The following is a 15,386-nucleotide window of genomic DNA, read 5'->3' as shown; positions in this document are numbered from 1 at the left end:
CCCTATGACAGCTGCCACTCGGCCTCTATTTATGCCAATCAGTCCCTGCAGAAACTGCGGGGCTCACCGGCGACATGCTCAGGCGTTGCTGGGGGCCAATAGTTTGTCCGCCGCCCCGCCGGCTTCAGGCATCACGTAAACGACAGCGCGGCTGCGACCAAGCACAGGCGATACGACAGCTTCATAGAAGGCTACCGGCACCACCACGCAGCCGGCCGATACGCGGCGCGCTTGCGGGTCAGCCGAGGCCAGGCGCGTCGCGCGGTGCTGCTGCGACGGTCCTGGGCGCAATCGGTGGATAGCCAGCGCGCTGTCGTAGTCGATCCAGACCACGGATTCGCCCCCGATATTGCGGCCAGGCTGGGAGACGAATCGGCCTGCTGTGGTCACGCGGTCGCCCTTTCGCAGTTGTCCGCTCTGGGTGCGTGCCCCTACGCCCGGCACGGCCCGGTCGCCATAGTCCGCCCCCAGCAGCACCGGCGTGGAGCCGACGAGTTGGCCGTTGCCCAGGAAAACCGCGATCACGGCCGCCTTTTTGTCGACGACAGCGAACGGCAGGCCTCCGTGGTCTGCCGAGGCAATCACCTGTCGGGCCAGCGCCAACGCAGCGACAGCTGGCATGTTGGGTGACGGCGTGGCCCCTGCCGCCAGGGCCGGCCCGCCGAGCAGGGCGACGAATAGCGCGACTGTGAGCCCAGAGATCAAGAACCGCATGTTGCAAAGCCACCGCATTTGAACGCGGAAAGGTTTGCACCTCCCGCGACTGCCACGAGTGACGACCCCGAAAGACCGCCGTGTGGGCAAATGCTATTGGCCCTGCGGGATGGCAAGACGCGCAAAAGCAGGCGAAAGGCAGCGCAAATGCTCCTTCAGTCCAGGGGCGCATTCATCGTAGGGCGCCACAGCAACTGCTCTGGGACATTCAAAAAATCAAGGGTTTCCAAAACCTCGTGCCGTAGGGTCGGCCCGGTCTGGGTCAAAGTTGATGCGACTGGCTTACTTCGCCGCCAAAGTTCTTACGACTGGACCTCCGGCGTGAATCTTCTTCCATTCATCTCGACAGTCAGGCCGCAACCGCTGCCTGACTTTGACCAGCCGGCTTCTACGATTCTTTGGAGGCCCAAATGCTTGAGCAGATCAACTCACCAACCGCTCAAAATGCTGTCGGACATAGGGAACGCTTGGCTGACTTTCCGCTTTCGGCCTATTCTGTTGAAAAACTCATCAGGGACACAAAGAGCAGTTTTTTTGGGGTCCTTGAACCCTTGGGCAGCCTGCGATCGTCGATCCTGGATCGATCTGAGAGGTCGACTTTTGCCCTGAGGCGTGCCCAACTTCGCGGGCCGAGTTTTTCAACAGAATAGGCTGTCAGCGTAAGTTCGCCTGGCGCCTGCGGCCGGCAGCATCCCGCTGCATAGCGGTCATGCGCTATAGATAAGCTTCGACTGGATTGAGACTCTCGGGCGACGCGCAACGCGGTTGTGCACCGGATTGAAAATCCGTGTAGTCCAGTTAACCGCTTACCCTTTTTTGGCTCACATCGCCGCCACTTGACCACGCCCGTCGAAACGTCAGGACCATGTTCAAGAGCACCTACACCCATCTGCCCTTCACCTATAACGACCGCACGGTGCAAGCGCTGCGCCACACCGCGATGGATCTTGAGCGCGGAATCCGCCTCATCCGCATTGGCCGCCGGTCTGGAATCGACGATGACGACCTGGACCTCTTCTGCCTGATGGACGCGCAACGGAGCATCCCGTTTTCAGCCCGGGTCGTCACAGAGGTTGGCTGGAAGCCCTTGCGGGAGTTCCGCGTGAGTGCGTGGACCCCGCCGCCGCGCCTCGACCTCGGCATCCGGATCATCGATGTGTGTGTCGACAACATCGGCGCTCACCCGAGCACCATCCGGAAGGGGATCCGATCCATGGTCAATTTCGAGGACCTGTGGGCCGTGGAAGGCGCACCTCCCTTGACCGTCCCTCCCGAGGCGGAACGCCGCCAGGTCTTCCTCGACATCCAGGAGGCCCTGCCCGTCTGGTGGTTCGACAACTACGTAAGCGTCGAACACCCGGACCCCGCGGTATGTCGCCATGTTACGGCGGCAAAACCTGAATGGTCCGACGTCGCCGATTTGAGCGGCAGCAGGGAAATGGCAAGCGTGATGTTGGTGCCGCCGCCTCTGTCTATTCAACCGCATCAGGAGGTCGAGGCGTGGCTGGCCGAAGTCGAGGGGAAAACCTTGACGATCGAGGAGATCATGGCACAAGTCTTGGACTTCGAACGGGGCACGCTCTTCTACGACCACCTGCTGACCTGGGGACTGAGTGACAACGCTCGCTTCTGGCAACTGCTGCGCGATTCCCATCGCGCGCATTACGCCGACCACTACGATGGCTTCGAGCGCTTCCTAGTCAGAATCCACGATCTCATGACTAGTCGCCTGGCGGGGCGGCGGGTGCTACAGACTTATCCGAGCTGCCGCCGTCGCACCCTAGGCGATACCTGAAGCACTACTGAGGGCGACGGAACGGCACTCGACTGGCCTTGGACCAAGCCCTCGCGCAAGAGAAAATTCTTGATGGCGTCGAAGCTCCTGCGGGCTTGCAGGTAATGAACTTTCACAAGGCCAAGGGCAAGCAGTTCGACGGGGTCGTCATCGTCCGCAAAGCGAGGCGCACGGCAGCGGACGTGGATTCCTCTTTCACCTGGCAAGGCAACGACGCGCCCCATCCCAAAAAGCCGAAAAGTTCTGCGGGTAGGCATCATGGGGGGCGCGTCCATGCATTGATCGTCAACCCCATGTGGCCACCATGCCCGCTTTTAGAAGGGCACAAGCTGTTGTTGGTGGCGTGCATCTAGCGCAAGCGAGCATGGGAATCACAGTCAGCGACCGCAAAGCGCCTTAAACCGTGCTTCTGATCGCGCCCGCCGAGCGGCAGCCTGCGCTGCGTATCGGACATTTGCCACAAGAATTAGGGTGATCGCAATCGCCGGGCGAGGGAGCATTTTGATCTCACGGTACGCCCAAGTCGATTGCTCGGCAACGCGCGTGCAAGCTGAGCCTCGGCGCTGCGCTTTTCCTAGTCGTCTTCGCGCACCCGGTACCGTCCCATCAACGTCTGTTGGACGGCCGGCGGAACGGCCTCGTAGTGCGACAACGCGACGGTGTAGCGCCCCTGGCCGCTGGTCATCGCATTGAGCCGCGACTGGTAGTCGGCCAGCTCGGCCTCTGGCACCTGACCGCCGATGGCCACGGTGCCGGCCCCCAAGCCCGATGTGCCTGTGACCAGGCCGCGCCGCAACGACAGGTCGCTCGTGACGTCGCCCACGGAATGCTCGGGCACGGCGATCTCGATCTGGACAATCGGCTCGAGCACAACCGGCCGGGCCTCGCGAATCGCCGCCATGAAGGCCTTGCGGCCGGCGGTCGCGAAGGCGATGTCCTTGCTGTCCACGCTGTGGTGCTTGCCGTCGTACACGACGACGCGCACGTCGGCCACGGGGAAGCCGGCGATCGCGCCGTACGCCAAAACCTCGCGCACGCCTTTCTCGACCGCGGGGATGAACTGGCCCGGGATCGCACCGCCCCTGACTTCGTCGGCGAACTCGAAGCCCGCGCCGCGCGCGAGCGGCTCGATGCGCAGGAAGACTTCGGCGAACTGGCCGGCACCGCCGCTCTGCTTCTTGTGGCGGTAGTGGCCCTCGGCCGGCGCGGTCACGGTCTCGCGGTAGGCGATGCGCGGTGGCCGAGTCTGGACATCGAAGCGGTAAACCTCGCGCAGGCGTTCGAGCACGATGCGCAGGTGCAGCTCGCCGAGCCCGTAGAGGACCGTCTCGTTGGTCGCGGCCACATGCTCGATGCGTAGGCACGGGTCCTCGGCCGCGAGCTTGCCGAGGATTTCCCAGGCGCGCTGCTCGTCGCCATGCCGCTTGGGCTCCACGGCCAGGCCGTACACCGGCACCGGGAACGGCAGCGGAGCGAGGTGCACATGGCTGTCTTCGGCCGCATCGTGCAACACGGCATCGAAATGGATCTCATCGACCTTGGCCACCGCCACGATGTCTCCGGGCAGCGCGTGCGACACCTCGACGTGGTCCTTGCCCTGGAGCATGAACAGGTGCCCGACCTTGAACGGCTTGCGGCCGTCGCCGATGTAGAGCTGGCTGTCGCGCGTGACCGTGCCCTGGTGCACACGAAAGATGCCCATCTTGCCGACAAAGGGGTCGATCGTGACCTTGAACACGTGCGCCAGCACGTGCAGCGTCGAGTCAGGCTTGGCCTCCATGGGCATGGCCTCAGCGCCCTCGCCAACGATGAAGCTCGGCGGGTTGGCTTCGGTCGGATCGGGCAGGAGTTTGACGATCACGTCAAGCAACTCGGCCACGCCGGCGCCGCTGCGCGACGAGGCGAAACACACCGGGATCAGGTGGCCTTCGCGCAGCGCCTGCTCCAGCGGCGCGTGCAGCTCCGACGGGTCGACGTCGCCTTTCTCGAGGTAGCGGTCGACGAAGGCCGCGTCGACCTCGACCACCTGCTCCACCAGCGCGCGGTGCGCCGCTTCGACGGGGCCGAAGTCGGAGCGTCCGAAGCGGTTGAAGAAGCAGTCGATCACCTGCCGGTTGACCCCGTCGGGCAGGTTCAGCGGCAGGCATTCGCGGCCGAAGGTGGCCTGGATGTCGGCCAGCAGACCCGACAGCGAGACGCCCTGCGCGTCGATCTTGTTGACGATGATCATGCGGGCGAGTCGGCGCGAGGCTGCGTATTCCATCATGCGCACCGCCATCGGCTCGATGCCGGTGGCGGCATTGATGACCACCGCCACCGTCTCGACCGCCTCCAGCGCCGGCAGGCTCTGGCCGAGGAAGTCGGGTCCGCCGGGCGTGTCGATGAGGTAGATGCGCGTGCCGGCATGCGTGAGGTGCATCACCGAGGCGTTGAGCGAATGCAGCATGCGGCGCTCGAGCGGGTCGTGGTCGCTAACGGTGCTGCCGCGCTCGACGCTGCCCCACGCGCCGATGGCGCCCGCCTTGTACAGCAAGGCCTCGGCCAGCGAGGTCTTGCCGGCGACTGCGGCGCCCACGAGCGCCAATGTTCGCACGGCTCTCATTTCGGCCGTGAGGCCGTTCGATCGGCTTGGCATGGTTGGACTCCTTTGCACGTCCGGAAGGCCGGCCCGGTGGCCCGCATGGGCTCGGGCGTTGCGTGTGGACGTCGGGGCAGCGTACGGGATTGACCACGCTAACGCAAATTGATTGCGCCGCCGATTTCCAATACCTGACCGGCATGCATGCCGCGTTGACCTCCCCCTTGTTGCCAGCGTGCTGAGACATGGGCTCACACTCAAGATGTCTCAACAACAACTCTCTGAGCCCGTCATGACCACTGTCACCGTCGACGGCTGCGGGTCGACTGCTGTATTCGTTGAGAGACGCCTTCGATGGGTGTCTGAAGATCCGTTCTCTGATGAGGCTCAACCCAGCTTGGCAACTTCTACGCCCCGGGGTCACCTCGCCAGCAAAATCAGTCCCCGTATCCGTTTTTCACGATGTGAGATTGCGACGACTGACTTTATTGTCTGTACACACGCATGCCGCCGGTCCGCAGCCTGAAACTCGGATGTAACTGGTTTCATTGATAATTGAAACCAAATTACAAGGCCGCCGCCCGTACCGCCGGGTGGTGGTCGTTTTTTCGTCCAACAGCCCCGGAGACAAGCATGCCCCAACGCGCCACCAAAATCGTCGCCACCCTCGGTCCCGCTTCGAGCGATCCCGCCTTGCTGGAGGCCATGATCCGTGCCGGGGTGAACGTGGTGCGGCTGAATTTCTCGCACGGCACCGCGCAGGACCACATCGACCGCGCCACCCTGGTGCGCGAGGCGGCCCAGCGTGCCGGGCGCGAGGTTGGCATCATGGCCGACCTGCAGGGCCCCAAGATCCGCGTGGGCAAGTTCGCCGCAGGCAAGGTGATGCTGGAGCCGGGGCAGCCCTTCGTGCTCGACGCTTCGCGCACCGAGCCGGGCGACATCGACGGCGTGGGCCTGGACTACAAGGAGCTGCCGCGCGACGTGCGGGCCGGTGACACCCTGCTGCTGAACGACGGACTGATCGTGATGACGGTGAACAAGGTGGTCGGCCCGGCGGTGCACACCACCGTGAAGCTTGGCGGCGAGCTGTCGAACAACAAGGGCATCAACAAACAGGGCGGCGGCCTGACCGCGCCGGCCCTGACCGCCAAGGACATGGAGGACATCAAGACCGCCATGGGCCTGAAGGCCGATTACGTGGCGGTGAGTTTTCCCAAGAACGCCACCGACATGGAGCTGGCGCGCCAGTTGTGCAACGTGGCCGGCGAGGCCGTGGGCCACAAGCCGGCGCTGATCGCCAAGATCGAACGCGCTGAAGCCATTCCCGAGCTGGCCAACATCCTCAGGGTGTCCGACGGCATCATGGTCGCCCGCGGCGACCTGGCGGTGGAAGTGGGCAACGCGTCCGTGCCCGGCCTGCAGAAGCACATGATCAAAATGGCGCGCGAGATGGACAAGGTGGTGATCACCGCCACGCAGATGATGGAGTCCATGATCGTCAACCCGGTGCCCACGCGCGCCGAGGTGAGCGACGTGGCCAACGCCGTGCTCGACGGCACCGACGCCGTGATGCTCAGCGCCGAAACCGCCGCCGGCAAATACCCGCTGGAGACCGTGCGCGAGATGGCCAACATCTGCCAGGAGGCCGAGAAGGCCGAATACGCCGAACTCAGTGCCGACTTCAAGGGCAAGACCTTCAAGCGCATCGACCAGTCCATCGCCATGGGCGCGCTCTTCACCGCCCACCACCTGGGTGCCAAGGCCATCGTGGCGCTGACCGAGTCGGGCTCGACCGCGCTGTGGATGAGCCGGCACAACGTGCGCATGCCGATCTACGCCGTCACCTCCAGTCTCACGGCGCAGCGCAAGATGACGCTCTACCGCAACGTGCGCCCCCTGCTCATGGACACCAGCGCCGACCGCGACACCGCCCTGGCCGACGCCGAGGCCTACCTGAAAAACAAGGGCATCGTGCAAAGCGGCGACGTGTACGCCATCACCGTCGGCGAGCCCATGGGCCAGCCCGGCGGCACGAACACGCTGAAAATTTGTCGCGCAGCGTAGAAGTCGCATCCCTGCGTCGCGTCTTCTTCCACTGTGGCAACAAGAGGAAACGACAAACCTTCTGATCAGTTTCTACAACGCTATGCGTGAGGCGGTCCCATCCAGGGGCACCGTGGAACTGGCTTTGCCAGGCCACGGGTGCCGTCCCCCTCCAAGCCGAAGGCGCAAGAGAGGGGGAAGCCGCATCAGCGGCGCAGGGGGTGCTTTTTCTAGTCCAGCCGGAACGACACCCCCGTCACGAACATCGCGTCGCCCTTCTTGATGTCCGGGCCGGGTTTGCTGTCGTGGCGGTAGCTCAAACCCGCCGTGACGTTCATCGTCTCGGTCATGGCCACGGTCAGGCCGGTGTCGAGCACGGCGCGGTACCGGCCCGATTCACGCAGGTCCGGGTACAGCGTGAACTTCTGGCGCAGGCTGGTGTTGTCGGTCAGCCGGTGGCTGGACTCTTCCGCCAGCACCAGCTCCAGCCGGCCGTAGGTGTCGCGCGGGGTGCCGCCGATGTCGGTGGGTGTGACGTAGCGATCGTGCGAATAGCCCAGGCCCAGGGACACGTCGAAGTAGCCGCTGTCTTCGCGCCAGACGTGGCGCCCCACGCCGCTGGCCAGCGAATGGCGGGCCGCGATGTTGGCCAGCTTGTCGCGCAGAGTCTCGCCCGAACCGAAGCCGAACCAGTCGGGGGACAGATCGCGGTCGTACTGGGTGCGCAGGCCGTAGCGCTCGGTGGTGGCCACGCCCGCGTTCTGCGCCCGGTCGGCCTTGGCGGTCCAGGTCCATTTGTCATCGCTGGTCTGCTGGGCGCCCTCGGCCGCCAGGTTGATCGAGCCGGCCTTGTTGTTGCCGGACGAGACGTTGGCGCCCGCCGTCAGCAGGTAGCGCCATTGCCCGTCGGGGATGAGAGTGACCTGGGCCTGCGAAAGCATGGGCACGAGCAGCGTCGCGGCCGACGTCAAGCTCACGATCAGGGGGCGGCATGGCATGAATGTGGGTCCTTCCTCTTCCAATGGGTGGGGTTGTTCGAACAGGAAGGGTCATGGTTTGTAGGCCGCAGTTCCCCGGTGTTTTGTGACGAATGGTGTCCGCACGTTGCGAGCGACCTCAAAGCCGGCATGGCGGGATGCACGGGCGGTAAAATTCCCCCGAGTTACAGACCGGTTACCAACTTAGCCTTAGGGGATTTTTCATGGCTCTCGTTTCCATGCGCGAACTGCTCGACCACGCCGCCGCCAACGGCTACGGCATTCCGGCGTTCAACGTCAACAACCTCGAACAGGTGCAGGCCGTCATGGCCGCGGCCGACGAGGTCGGCGCACCCGTCATCCTTCAAGCGAGCGCCGGCGCCCGCAAATACGCGGGTGAAGCCTTCATCAAGCACCTGATCCAGGCCGCTGCCGAGATGTACCCGCACATCCCGATGGTGATGCACCAGGACCACGGCACCAGCGTCAAGGTTTGCGAAGGCGCCATTCAGCTGGGCTTCGGCTCGGTGATGATGGACGGCTCGCTGATGGAAGACGGCAAGACGCCGGCCAGCTTCGACTACAACGTCGACGTGACCCGCAAGGTCGTCGAGATGGCGCACAAGAGCGGCGTCACGGTGGAAGGCGAACTCGGCTGCCTGGGCAACCTGGAAACCGGTGACGCCGGCGAAGAAGACGGTATCGGCGCCGAGGGCAAGCTGGACCACAGCCAGATGCTGACCGACCCCGAAGAAGCCGCCACCTTCGTGAAAGCCACCCAGCTCGACGCCTTGGCCATCGCCATCGGCACCAGCCACGGCGCCTACAAGTTCAGCCGCCCGCCCACCGGCGACATCCTGGCCATCAGCCGCGTGAAGGAAATCCACGCCCGCATCCCCAACACCCACCTGGTGATGCACGGCTCCAGCAGCGTGCCGCAGGAGCTGCTGGCCATCATCAACCAGTACGGCGGCCAGATGAAGCAGACCTACGGCGTGCCGGTGAAAGAGATCCAGGAAGCGATCAAACACGGCGTGCGCAAGATCAACATTGACACCGACATCCGCATGGCCATGACCGGCGCGGTGCGCAAGTTCATGGCCGAGAACCCCGAAAAGTTCGACGCCCGCGAATGGCTCAAGCCCGCACGCGAAGCCGCCAAGGCGGTGTGCAAGCAGCGCTACCTGGAATTCGGCTGCGAAGGCCAGGGCAGCAAGATCAAGGGCGACACGCTCAGCGTGATGGCGGCGAAGTACGCCCAGGGCGAGCTGGCGCAGAAGGTGGTCTGACCCCGTGACCGACCTGCGATAATCGCCCGGAATGGTTCGGAGCCCGTTGACTGTTCGGTCACCGGGCTTTTTTCTTGGCTGTCACTCTTCTGCGCCCGATCATGACTTCCGCCCTCCACACCTCCGCCCTGAAATCCCTGCCCCTGCTCGCGCGCGGCAAGGTGCGCGACAACTACGCCGTGGGCAACGACCGCATCCTCATGGTGGCGTCCGACCGCATCAGCGCCTTCGACGTGATCATGGGCGAGCCGATTCCCGGCAAGGGCGCCTTGCTCACCAAGCTCTCGCTGTTCTGGTTCGACCAGCTCGGCCCCAAGGGCCTGAACATCTGCCCGATCCACTTGACCGGCGATGCGCCCGAGAGCGTGGTCTCGCCCGACGAGGTACCCCAGGTGGAAGGCCGTTCCATGCTGGTGCAGCGCCTCAAGCCGATTCCGGTCGAGGCCGTGGTGCGCGGCTACCTGGCCGGCAGTGGCTGGAAGGAATACCAGGAAAGCCGTTCGGTCTGCGGCGTGAAGCTGCCCGAGGGCCTGCAGAACGCGAGCAAGCTGCCCGAGCCGATCTACACGCCGGCCGCCAAGGCCGAGATGGGCGAGCACGACGAGAACATCACCTTTGAAAAGACGGTGGAGATGGTCGGTGCCGACATCGCCGCGCAGATCCGCGACAAGGCCATTGCGCTGTACAAGGCCGCGGCCGAGATCGCGCTCAAGAAGGGCATCATCATCGCGGACACCAAGTTCGAGTTCGGCCTGGACAAGGCTGGCAACGTGGTGCTGATGGACGAGGTGCTCACGCCCGACAGCTCGCGCTACTGGCCGTTGGAGAGCTATGTGGTGGGCCAGAACCCGCCCAGCTACGACAAGCAGTTTCTGCGCGACTGGCTGGAAACCGCCCAGGTCGGCGGCAAGCCCTGGGACAAGACCCCGCCTTCGCCGCGCCTGCCCAAAGAGGTGATCGAGAAGACCTCGGCCAAGTACCAGGAAGCGCTGACGCGGTTGATGGGCTGAACGCGGTTTCGTTCACCCCCCCACAAAAAAGCCCGGGCATGCCCGGGCTTTTTTGTGGGTTCGGCGGGCCGCCAGTAGGGCGCCATCGGTGGTTTGTTCCGAAGATGTTTTAATGCATAATGCGAATCATTGGCATTTGCATAACGGAAATAGAGCGGAAATCCATCGGATGACGACACCGACCGGTGTGGTCCGAGATCCTGCTCGAGCTGCTCACCTCTCTCCATCTTCCAAGCTGACAACCATGACTTACAGCAACTCCACCTCCACGACAGCCCCTTCACGCCCCGCGCCGCTGGCGGTGGCCGCGCACCTCGCGTTGGCCGGCTGGATGGCACTGGGTGCAGGCGCCGCGGCGCACGCGCAGGCCACCCCAGGCGACACCTCGGGGGCCAAGCCAGAGCAGCAACTGCCCACGGTCGAAGTCCGGGCCAGCGCCACGGATGGCAAGCTGCCCGGCGGCCAGCTGGGGCGCGATGCCCGCCTGGGCCTTCTGGGCAGCACCGGCGTGATGGACGCGCCCTTCAGCACGACGAGCTATACCTCGCAGGTTGTGGCTGACCAGCAGGCGTCCACCGTGGCCGACGTGATCGGCAACAGTTCCGCGGTGCGCTTCTCGGTGTCGCCCGGCGGCATGCTCGACGCCTTCTACATCCGCGGTTTCCCCGTCAACGAAGGCAATCTCGGCGAGTTCGGCTTTGACGGCGTATACGGTGTGGCGCCGAACTACCGCGTCTTTTCGGACTACATCGAACGTGTCGAGATCATCAAGGGGCCGACGGCGCTGCTCCATGGCATGTCGCCCAATGGCAGCGTGGGTGGCAGCGTGAACGTCGTGCCCAAGCGCGCCGACGGCAAAGACGTGACGCAGCTTGGCCTGGATTACAGCTCCGAGTCGCAGCTGGGTACCCGCGTGGATCTGAGCCGGCGCATCGGTGAGTCGCGCGAGTTCGGTATTCGCTTCAACGGCAGCGTGCACGACGGCGACACCGTGGTGGACAAGCAATCGCGCAAGGCCGGCGTCGGGGCGCTGTCGCTCGACTACGCGAGCAACAGGATGCGTGCCACGCTGGATCTCGTGTCGCAGCACGAGCGCTTCGATGCGCCTTCTCGCCCCGTCTTCCTCGGCACGGCCGACGCAGTACCGGAGATCCCTTCCGCGCCGGATGGCAATCTCAACGTGACCAACCCGTGGGAATGGTCCAAGGTGGACGACCAGTCGGCGCTGCTGCGTGCCGAGTACGACCTGAACGAGAACGTGAGCGTGTTCGCCGACGTCGGCGGCGCGCACACCGAGGTGGATCGCCTGTTCGGCAACCCGGTGCTGACCAACACCGCTGGCGACGTGACAGCGACGCCATCGCGTTTCCGGTTCGACGTGTCCCGCGACACCTTCAATCTGGGCTCGCGTGCCCGGCTGCGCACCGGCGGTGTGGACCATGCGATGTCGCTGCAGGCCTCGCTGTACCGCGACCGTCTGGGCCGTGGATCGGTCGCTGGGACTGCGATCACATCCAACCTGTACGCGCCGTTCGACAGCGCAGTCCAGTCGCTGGCCGAGCCCCCGGTTGCGAAGATCTCCGAGAGCGAGCTGAGCGGCCTCGCGCTGGCCGACACGCTGTCGATGCTGGATCGCAAGCTTCAGGTCAGCCTGGGCGCGCGCATGCAGCAGGTGAAGTCGGACAACTTCAGCGCAGCGGGCACCGTATCGCAGAGCTACGACGAGCGCGCGACGACGCCGTTCCTCGGTGTGGTGGTCAAACCGTGGGGACAGAACCTCTCGCTCTACGGCAACTACATCGAGGGCCTGAGCAAGGGCGACATCGCCCCGGCCTCTGCGGCCAACGCCGGCGATGTGCTGGCGCCGTACCGGGCCAAGCAATACGAAGTGGGGGTCAAGTACGCCCTCGGCCGCGTGACCACCACGGTCGCGGCCTTCCAGATCTCCAAACCGAGCGGCATGCTCAACGCCGGCAACGTCTACACGGCCGATGGCGAGCAACGCAACCGCGGTCTTGAGTTGGAAGCCTACGGCGAGATCGCGCCCCGCGTGCGCCTGCTGACTGGTCTGACGTTGCTGGATGCAGAGATGACACAAAGCAGCAGCGCTGCCACCATCGGCAAGCAGCCGATCGGCGTACCCCGGGTGCAAGCGAACATGGGTGTCGAGTGGGACACGCCGTGGCTCTCCGGCATCACGCTGACCATGCAAGTGGCCCACGCCGGCAAACAGTACGCGGACAGCACCAACCTGCGCAGCATCCCGGCGTGGACGCGCGTGGATGCCGGCGCGCGCTGGCGCACCAAGGTGCAGGGGAAGACCACCACCTTCCGGGCCGGTATGCGCAACCTGTTTGACAAAGATTACTGGTCTGGTGTGTCGAGCTACGGTGGGCTCGCACAGGGCGCACCGCGCACGCTGCTGTTGTCCGCGGCGGTGGACCTCTAAACATCTGGACATTGAGCGCCATGTCATGGGCGCTCAATCCGAGCGCCCAAACCGCCCAAACGGTCGATCCAAGAACACAGCTCAGGGAGGCTGCCGACCATGCAATACGAAGCAACGTCCATACCGGTGGACGACACCGTGGCGGCGCGTGCGTGGTCACCATCCACGCTGCCGCCTCTGCTGGATGGAGAGGTCGCGCGCGTGGCGCTTGGTCAGCCGATCCGGCTGAAGGCGTGGGTGGAGCGCTACGGATCGCCGCTCAACGTGGTGTGGCCCGAGTTGCTCAAGCGCAATGCCGAAGCGCTGCAAGCCGTGCCCCGGCGCCACGGCGTGGTGCTCGACGTGTACTACGGCGCCAAGGTCAACAAGTCGCAGGCGCTGGTGCGCGCCGCGGTCGAAGCCGGCATCGGCGTGGATGTGTCGAGCGAATACGAGATGCGCGACGCGCTGCGTGCCGGTGCCGACCCGCGGCGCCTGGTGGCCACCGGCCCGGCCAAGACCGAGCGCTTCCACCGCCAGCTGGTGGCCTGCGGCTCGCTGATCTCGGTCGATTCCGTCGAGGAGTTCGAGGCCCTGCAGGCGCTGGAGCGGCAGAGCCAGCCCAGCCGGCGTGCCCGCCTGCTGCTGCGCTACCGGCCGGCATCCGCCCGCGCCAGCCGCTTCGGCATGGGTGAGGCCGACGTCGCCCACTGCCTGCGCCAACTGGCCGCCGCGCGCGACAGCTTCGCCTTCGAGGGTTTTCATTTCCACCTGGGCGGCTACGACCATGCGTCCCGCGCCCAGGCCCTGCGCGAGGTGATGGTGCAGGTGGCCGCCGCGCGCGAGATCGGGCTGGCGGCGCAGGTCATCGACATCGGCGGCGGCCTGCCGATCCGCTACGTCGAGGCCGAGCGCTACGCGGCCTTCCTGCAATCGCAGGACGCCACGCACTACCGCAACGGCAAGCTGCCCACGTCCTTCTACCCCTATGGCGGCGGGCTCGACGCACCCACCTGGCTGGATGAGCTGCTTGCCGCGCCGTTCGACGCCACCACCACGGTGGCCGAAGCGCTCATCGCGCAAGGCCTGCGCCTGGCCATCGAGCCCGGCCGCAGCCTGGTGGATCAGGCCGCGATCTCGGTGTTTCGCGTCAACCGCGTGAAGGCATTGGCCGACGGCCGCCACGTGGTCTACGTGGAAGGCAGCAGCTTCAGCGCCTGTGAAACCTGGTTCGCCTCCGAATACCTGGTCGACCCGATCCTCCAGAGCTTCGGGTCGCCGCACGGCGAAGCGCCGATGCGGGCCTACATCGCCGGCCACAGCTGCCTGGACGACGACGTCATCACCAACCGGCTGATCGACTTCGCGACGAGGCCCGCGCCCGGCGACCTGCTGGTCTTCGCCAACACGGCGGGCTACCAGATGGACCTGCTGGAAAACGAATTCCACCGCCACCCGATGCCGCGCCGCATCGCCGTCAGGAACGGCGCGGCAGGCGGTGTGGATGTTTCGCCTGACGATTGATTGAACTGAAAGAAGGGAGTCGAGAATGATATTGAGCAAGGTCAGCGATCTCATCGGCCACACGCCGATCCTGGGCATCCCCGTGCCCATACGCAACTCGATGCTGCTGTTGAAGATCGAGAAGAACAACCCCGGCGGCAGCATGAAGGACCGCATGGCGCGCAGCATGGTGATGGCGGCGCTGGAGTCGGGGCGTCTGAAGCGCCCGCATGGCGTGATCGTCGAGTCGTCGTCGGGCAACACCGGCATCGGCCTCACGCTGGCCGCCATCGAGTTCGGACTGCGTTTCATCGCGGTGGTGGACCACCACGCTGCGCCCGACAAGATCGAGGTGATGCGTGCGCTCGGCGCCGAGATCCGCTACGTCGAAGGCCAGTACGGCGAAGACGAGGTGGCCGTGGTCGAACGCCAGCGGCTGGCGGCCGAACTGGCCGTGCAGGTCCCGGGCGCGATGTTCATGAACCAGTCGGACAACCCGGCCAACCCCGACGGCTATGCCGGCTTCGTGCGCGAAGCGATCGAGCAGACCCACGGCCGGGTGGACGCCTACGTGGGCTGCGTGGGCACCGGCGGCTCGATGGCCGGTATCGCGCGCGGGCTCAAGCAGCACGACGCTCGCACCACCGTCATCGGCGTGGAGCCCGCGGGCTCCATCATCTTCGGCCAGCCCGGGCATCCGTACTACCAGTCGGGCACGGGCACACCCAAGGGCGACACGGTGGGCCTGGTGGTGGACCACACGACCATCGACCAGGGCGTGCAGGTCACCGATGCACAGGCCTTCGAGACGGCCCGCTTCATGGCGCGCCGCACCGGCCTGCTGGTGGGCGGCTCCACCGGGGGCGCCATCTACAAGGCGCTGGAGTTCATCCACAGCGGCGTGATCAGTGGCAACGTGCTCGTGCCGGTGGCCGACGGTGGCGAGAAGTACCTGCACACGGTGTTCAATGAGGAGTGGCTGCGCGAGCGCAAGCTGCTCGACCCGCGGGTCACGGCCAACCTGACGCGGTGGCTGAATTGAGCAG

Annotated in this window: 11 protein-coding genes; 8 read left to right on the top strand and 3 right to left on the bottom strand. The window is 65.2% G+C overall.

Translation table 11 applies throughout. The features are described 5' to 3' along the window. Positions 1–78 precede the first annotated feature (78 nt). Positions 79–714 carry a L,D-transpeptidase gene (locus tag HTA01S_RS06325; protein WP_245638012.1) on the bottom strand — a complete coding sequence of 212 codons (636 nt, stop codon included), beginning with the start codon at positions 712–714 and terminating at the stop codon, positions 79–81. Positions 715–1,579: 865 nt separating this feature from the next. Between HTA01S_RS06325 and HTA01S_RS06320 the strand changes: the two genes are divergently transcribed. Together HTA01S_RS06320 and HTA01S_RS06315 are read left to right on the top strand one after the other, a co-directional pair. Then, positions 1,580–2,509, top strand: a complete 930-nt coding sequence (locus HTA01S_RS06320; RefSeq protein ID WP_068167916.1) for a hypothetical protein — start codon at positions 1,580–1,582, stop codon at positions 2,507–2,509. A 38-nt stretch (positions 2,510–2,547) separates the two neighbouring features. Then, the gene (locus HTA01S_RS06315) at positions 2,548–2,862 is read left to right on the top strand and encodes a hypothetical protein (RefSeq protein WP_068167915.1); all 315 of its coding nucleotides are present in this window, start codon (positions 2,548–2,550) and stop codon (positions 2,860–2,862) included. Positions 2,863–3,083: 221 nt separating this feature from the next. On the opposite strand, the gene fusA is transcribed toward HTA01S_RS06315, so the two are convergent. Next, positions 3,084–5,144 (bottom strand): elongation factor G, encoded by a 2,061-nt coding sequence (gene fusA, locus HTA01S_RS06310; protein ID WP_068167914.1) that lies wholly within the window; start codon positions 5,142–5,144, stop codon positions 3,084–3,086. A 576-nt stretch (positions 5,145–5,720) separates the two neighbouring features. On the opposite strand from fusA, the gene pyk reads away from it, so the two are divergent. Beyond that, on the top strand, positions 5,721–7,154 hold the full coding sequence (pyk, locus tag HTA01S_RS06305; RefSeq protein WP_068167912.1) for a pyruvate kinase: 1,434 nt from the start codon (positions 5,721–5,723) through the stop codon (positions 7,152–7,154). A 209-nt stretch (positions 7,155–7,363) separates the two neighbouring features. On the opposite strand, the gene HTA01S_RS06300 is transcribed toward pyk, so the two are convergent. After that, positions 7,364–8,131, bottom strand: coding sequence for a DUF481 domain-containing protein (locus tag HTA01S_RS06300; protein ID WP_068167910.1), 768 nt, complete (start codon positions 8,129–8,131; stop codon positions 7,364–7,366). Between the two features lie 203 nt (positions 8,132–8,334). Between HTA01S_RS06300 and fba the strand changes: the two genes are divergently transcribed. From fba to HTA01S_RS06275, 5 genes are all read left to right on the top strand, one after another. Next, a complete protein-coding gene (gene fba / locus HTA01S_RS06295) occupies positions 8,335–9,399 on the top strand; it encodes a class II fructose-bisphosphate aldolase (RefSeq protein WP_068167908.1) in 1,065 nt (354 codons plus the stop codon). Between the two features lie 101 nt (positions 9,400–9,500). Continuing rightward, positions 9,501–10,409: a phosphoribosylaminoimidazolesuccinocarboxamide synthase gene (locus tag HTA01S_RS06290; RefSeq protein ID WP_068167906.1), complete on the top strand. Its 909-nt coding sequence runs from the start codon at positions 9,501–9,503 to the stop codon at positions 10,407–10,409. 244 nt (positions 10,410–10,653) lie between these two features. After that, a complete protein-coding gene (locus HTA01S_RS06285) occupies positions 10,654–12,858 on the top strand; it encodes a TonB-dependent receptor (RefSeq protein WP_068167904.1) in 2,205 nt (734 codons plus the stop codon). 99 nt (positions 12,859–12,957) lie between these two features. Continuing rightward, a complete protein-coding gene (locus HTA01S_RS06280; protein WP_068167902.1) occupies positions 12,958–14,361 on the top strand; it encodes a Y4yA family PLP-dependent enzyme in 1,404 nt (467 codons plus the stop codon). Between the two features lie 25 nt (positions 14,362–14,386). After that, positions 14,387–15,382, top strand: coding sequence for a PLP-dependent cysteine synthase family protein (locus HTA01S_RS06275; RefSeq protein WP_068167897.1), 996 nt, complete (start codon positions 14,387–14,389; stop codon positions 15,380–15,382). The last annotated feature ends 4 nt before the right edge of the window (positions 15,383–15,386 follow it).

It is taken from the genome of Hydrogenophaga taeniospiralis CCUG 15921, from assembly GCF_001592305.1.
In the GTDB taxonomy this organism is placed as follows: Bacteria; Pseudomonadota; Gammaproteobacteria; order Burkholderiales; family Burkholderiaceae_C; genus Hydrogenophaga; species Hydrogenophaga taeniospiralis.
This window is presented reverse-complemented; position numbering and strand designations above follow the sequence as displayed.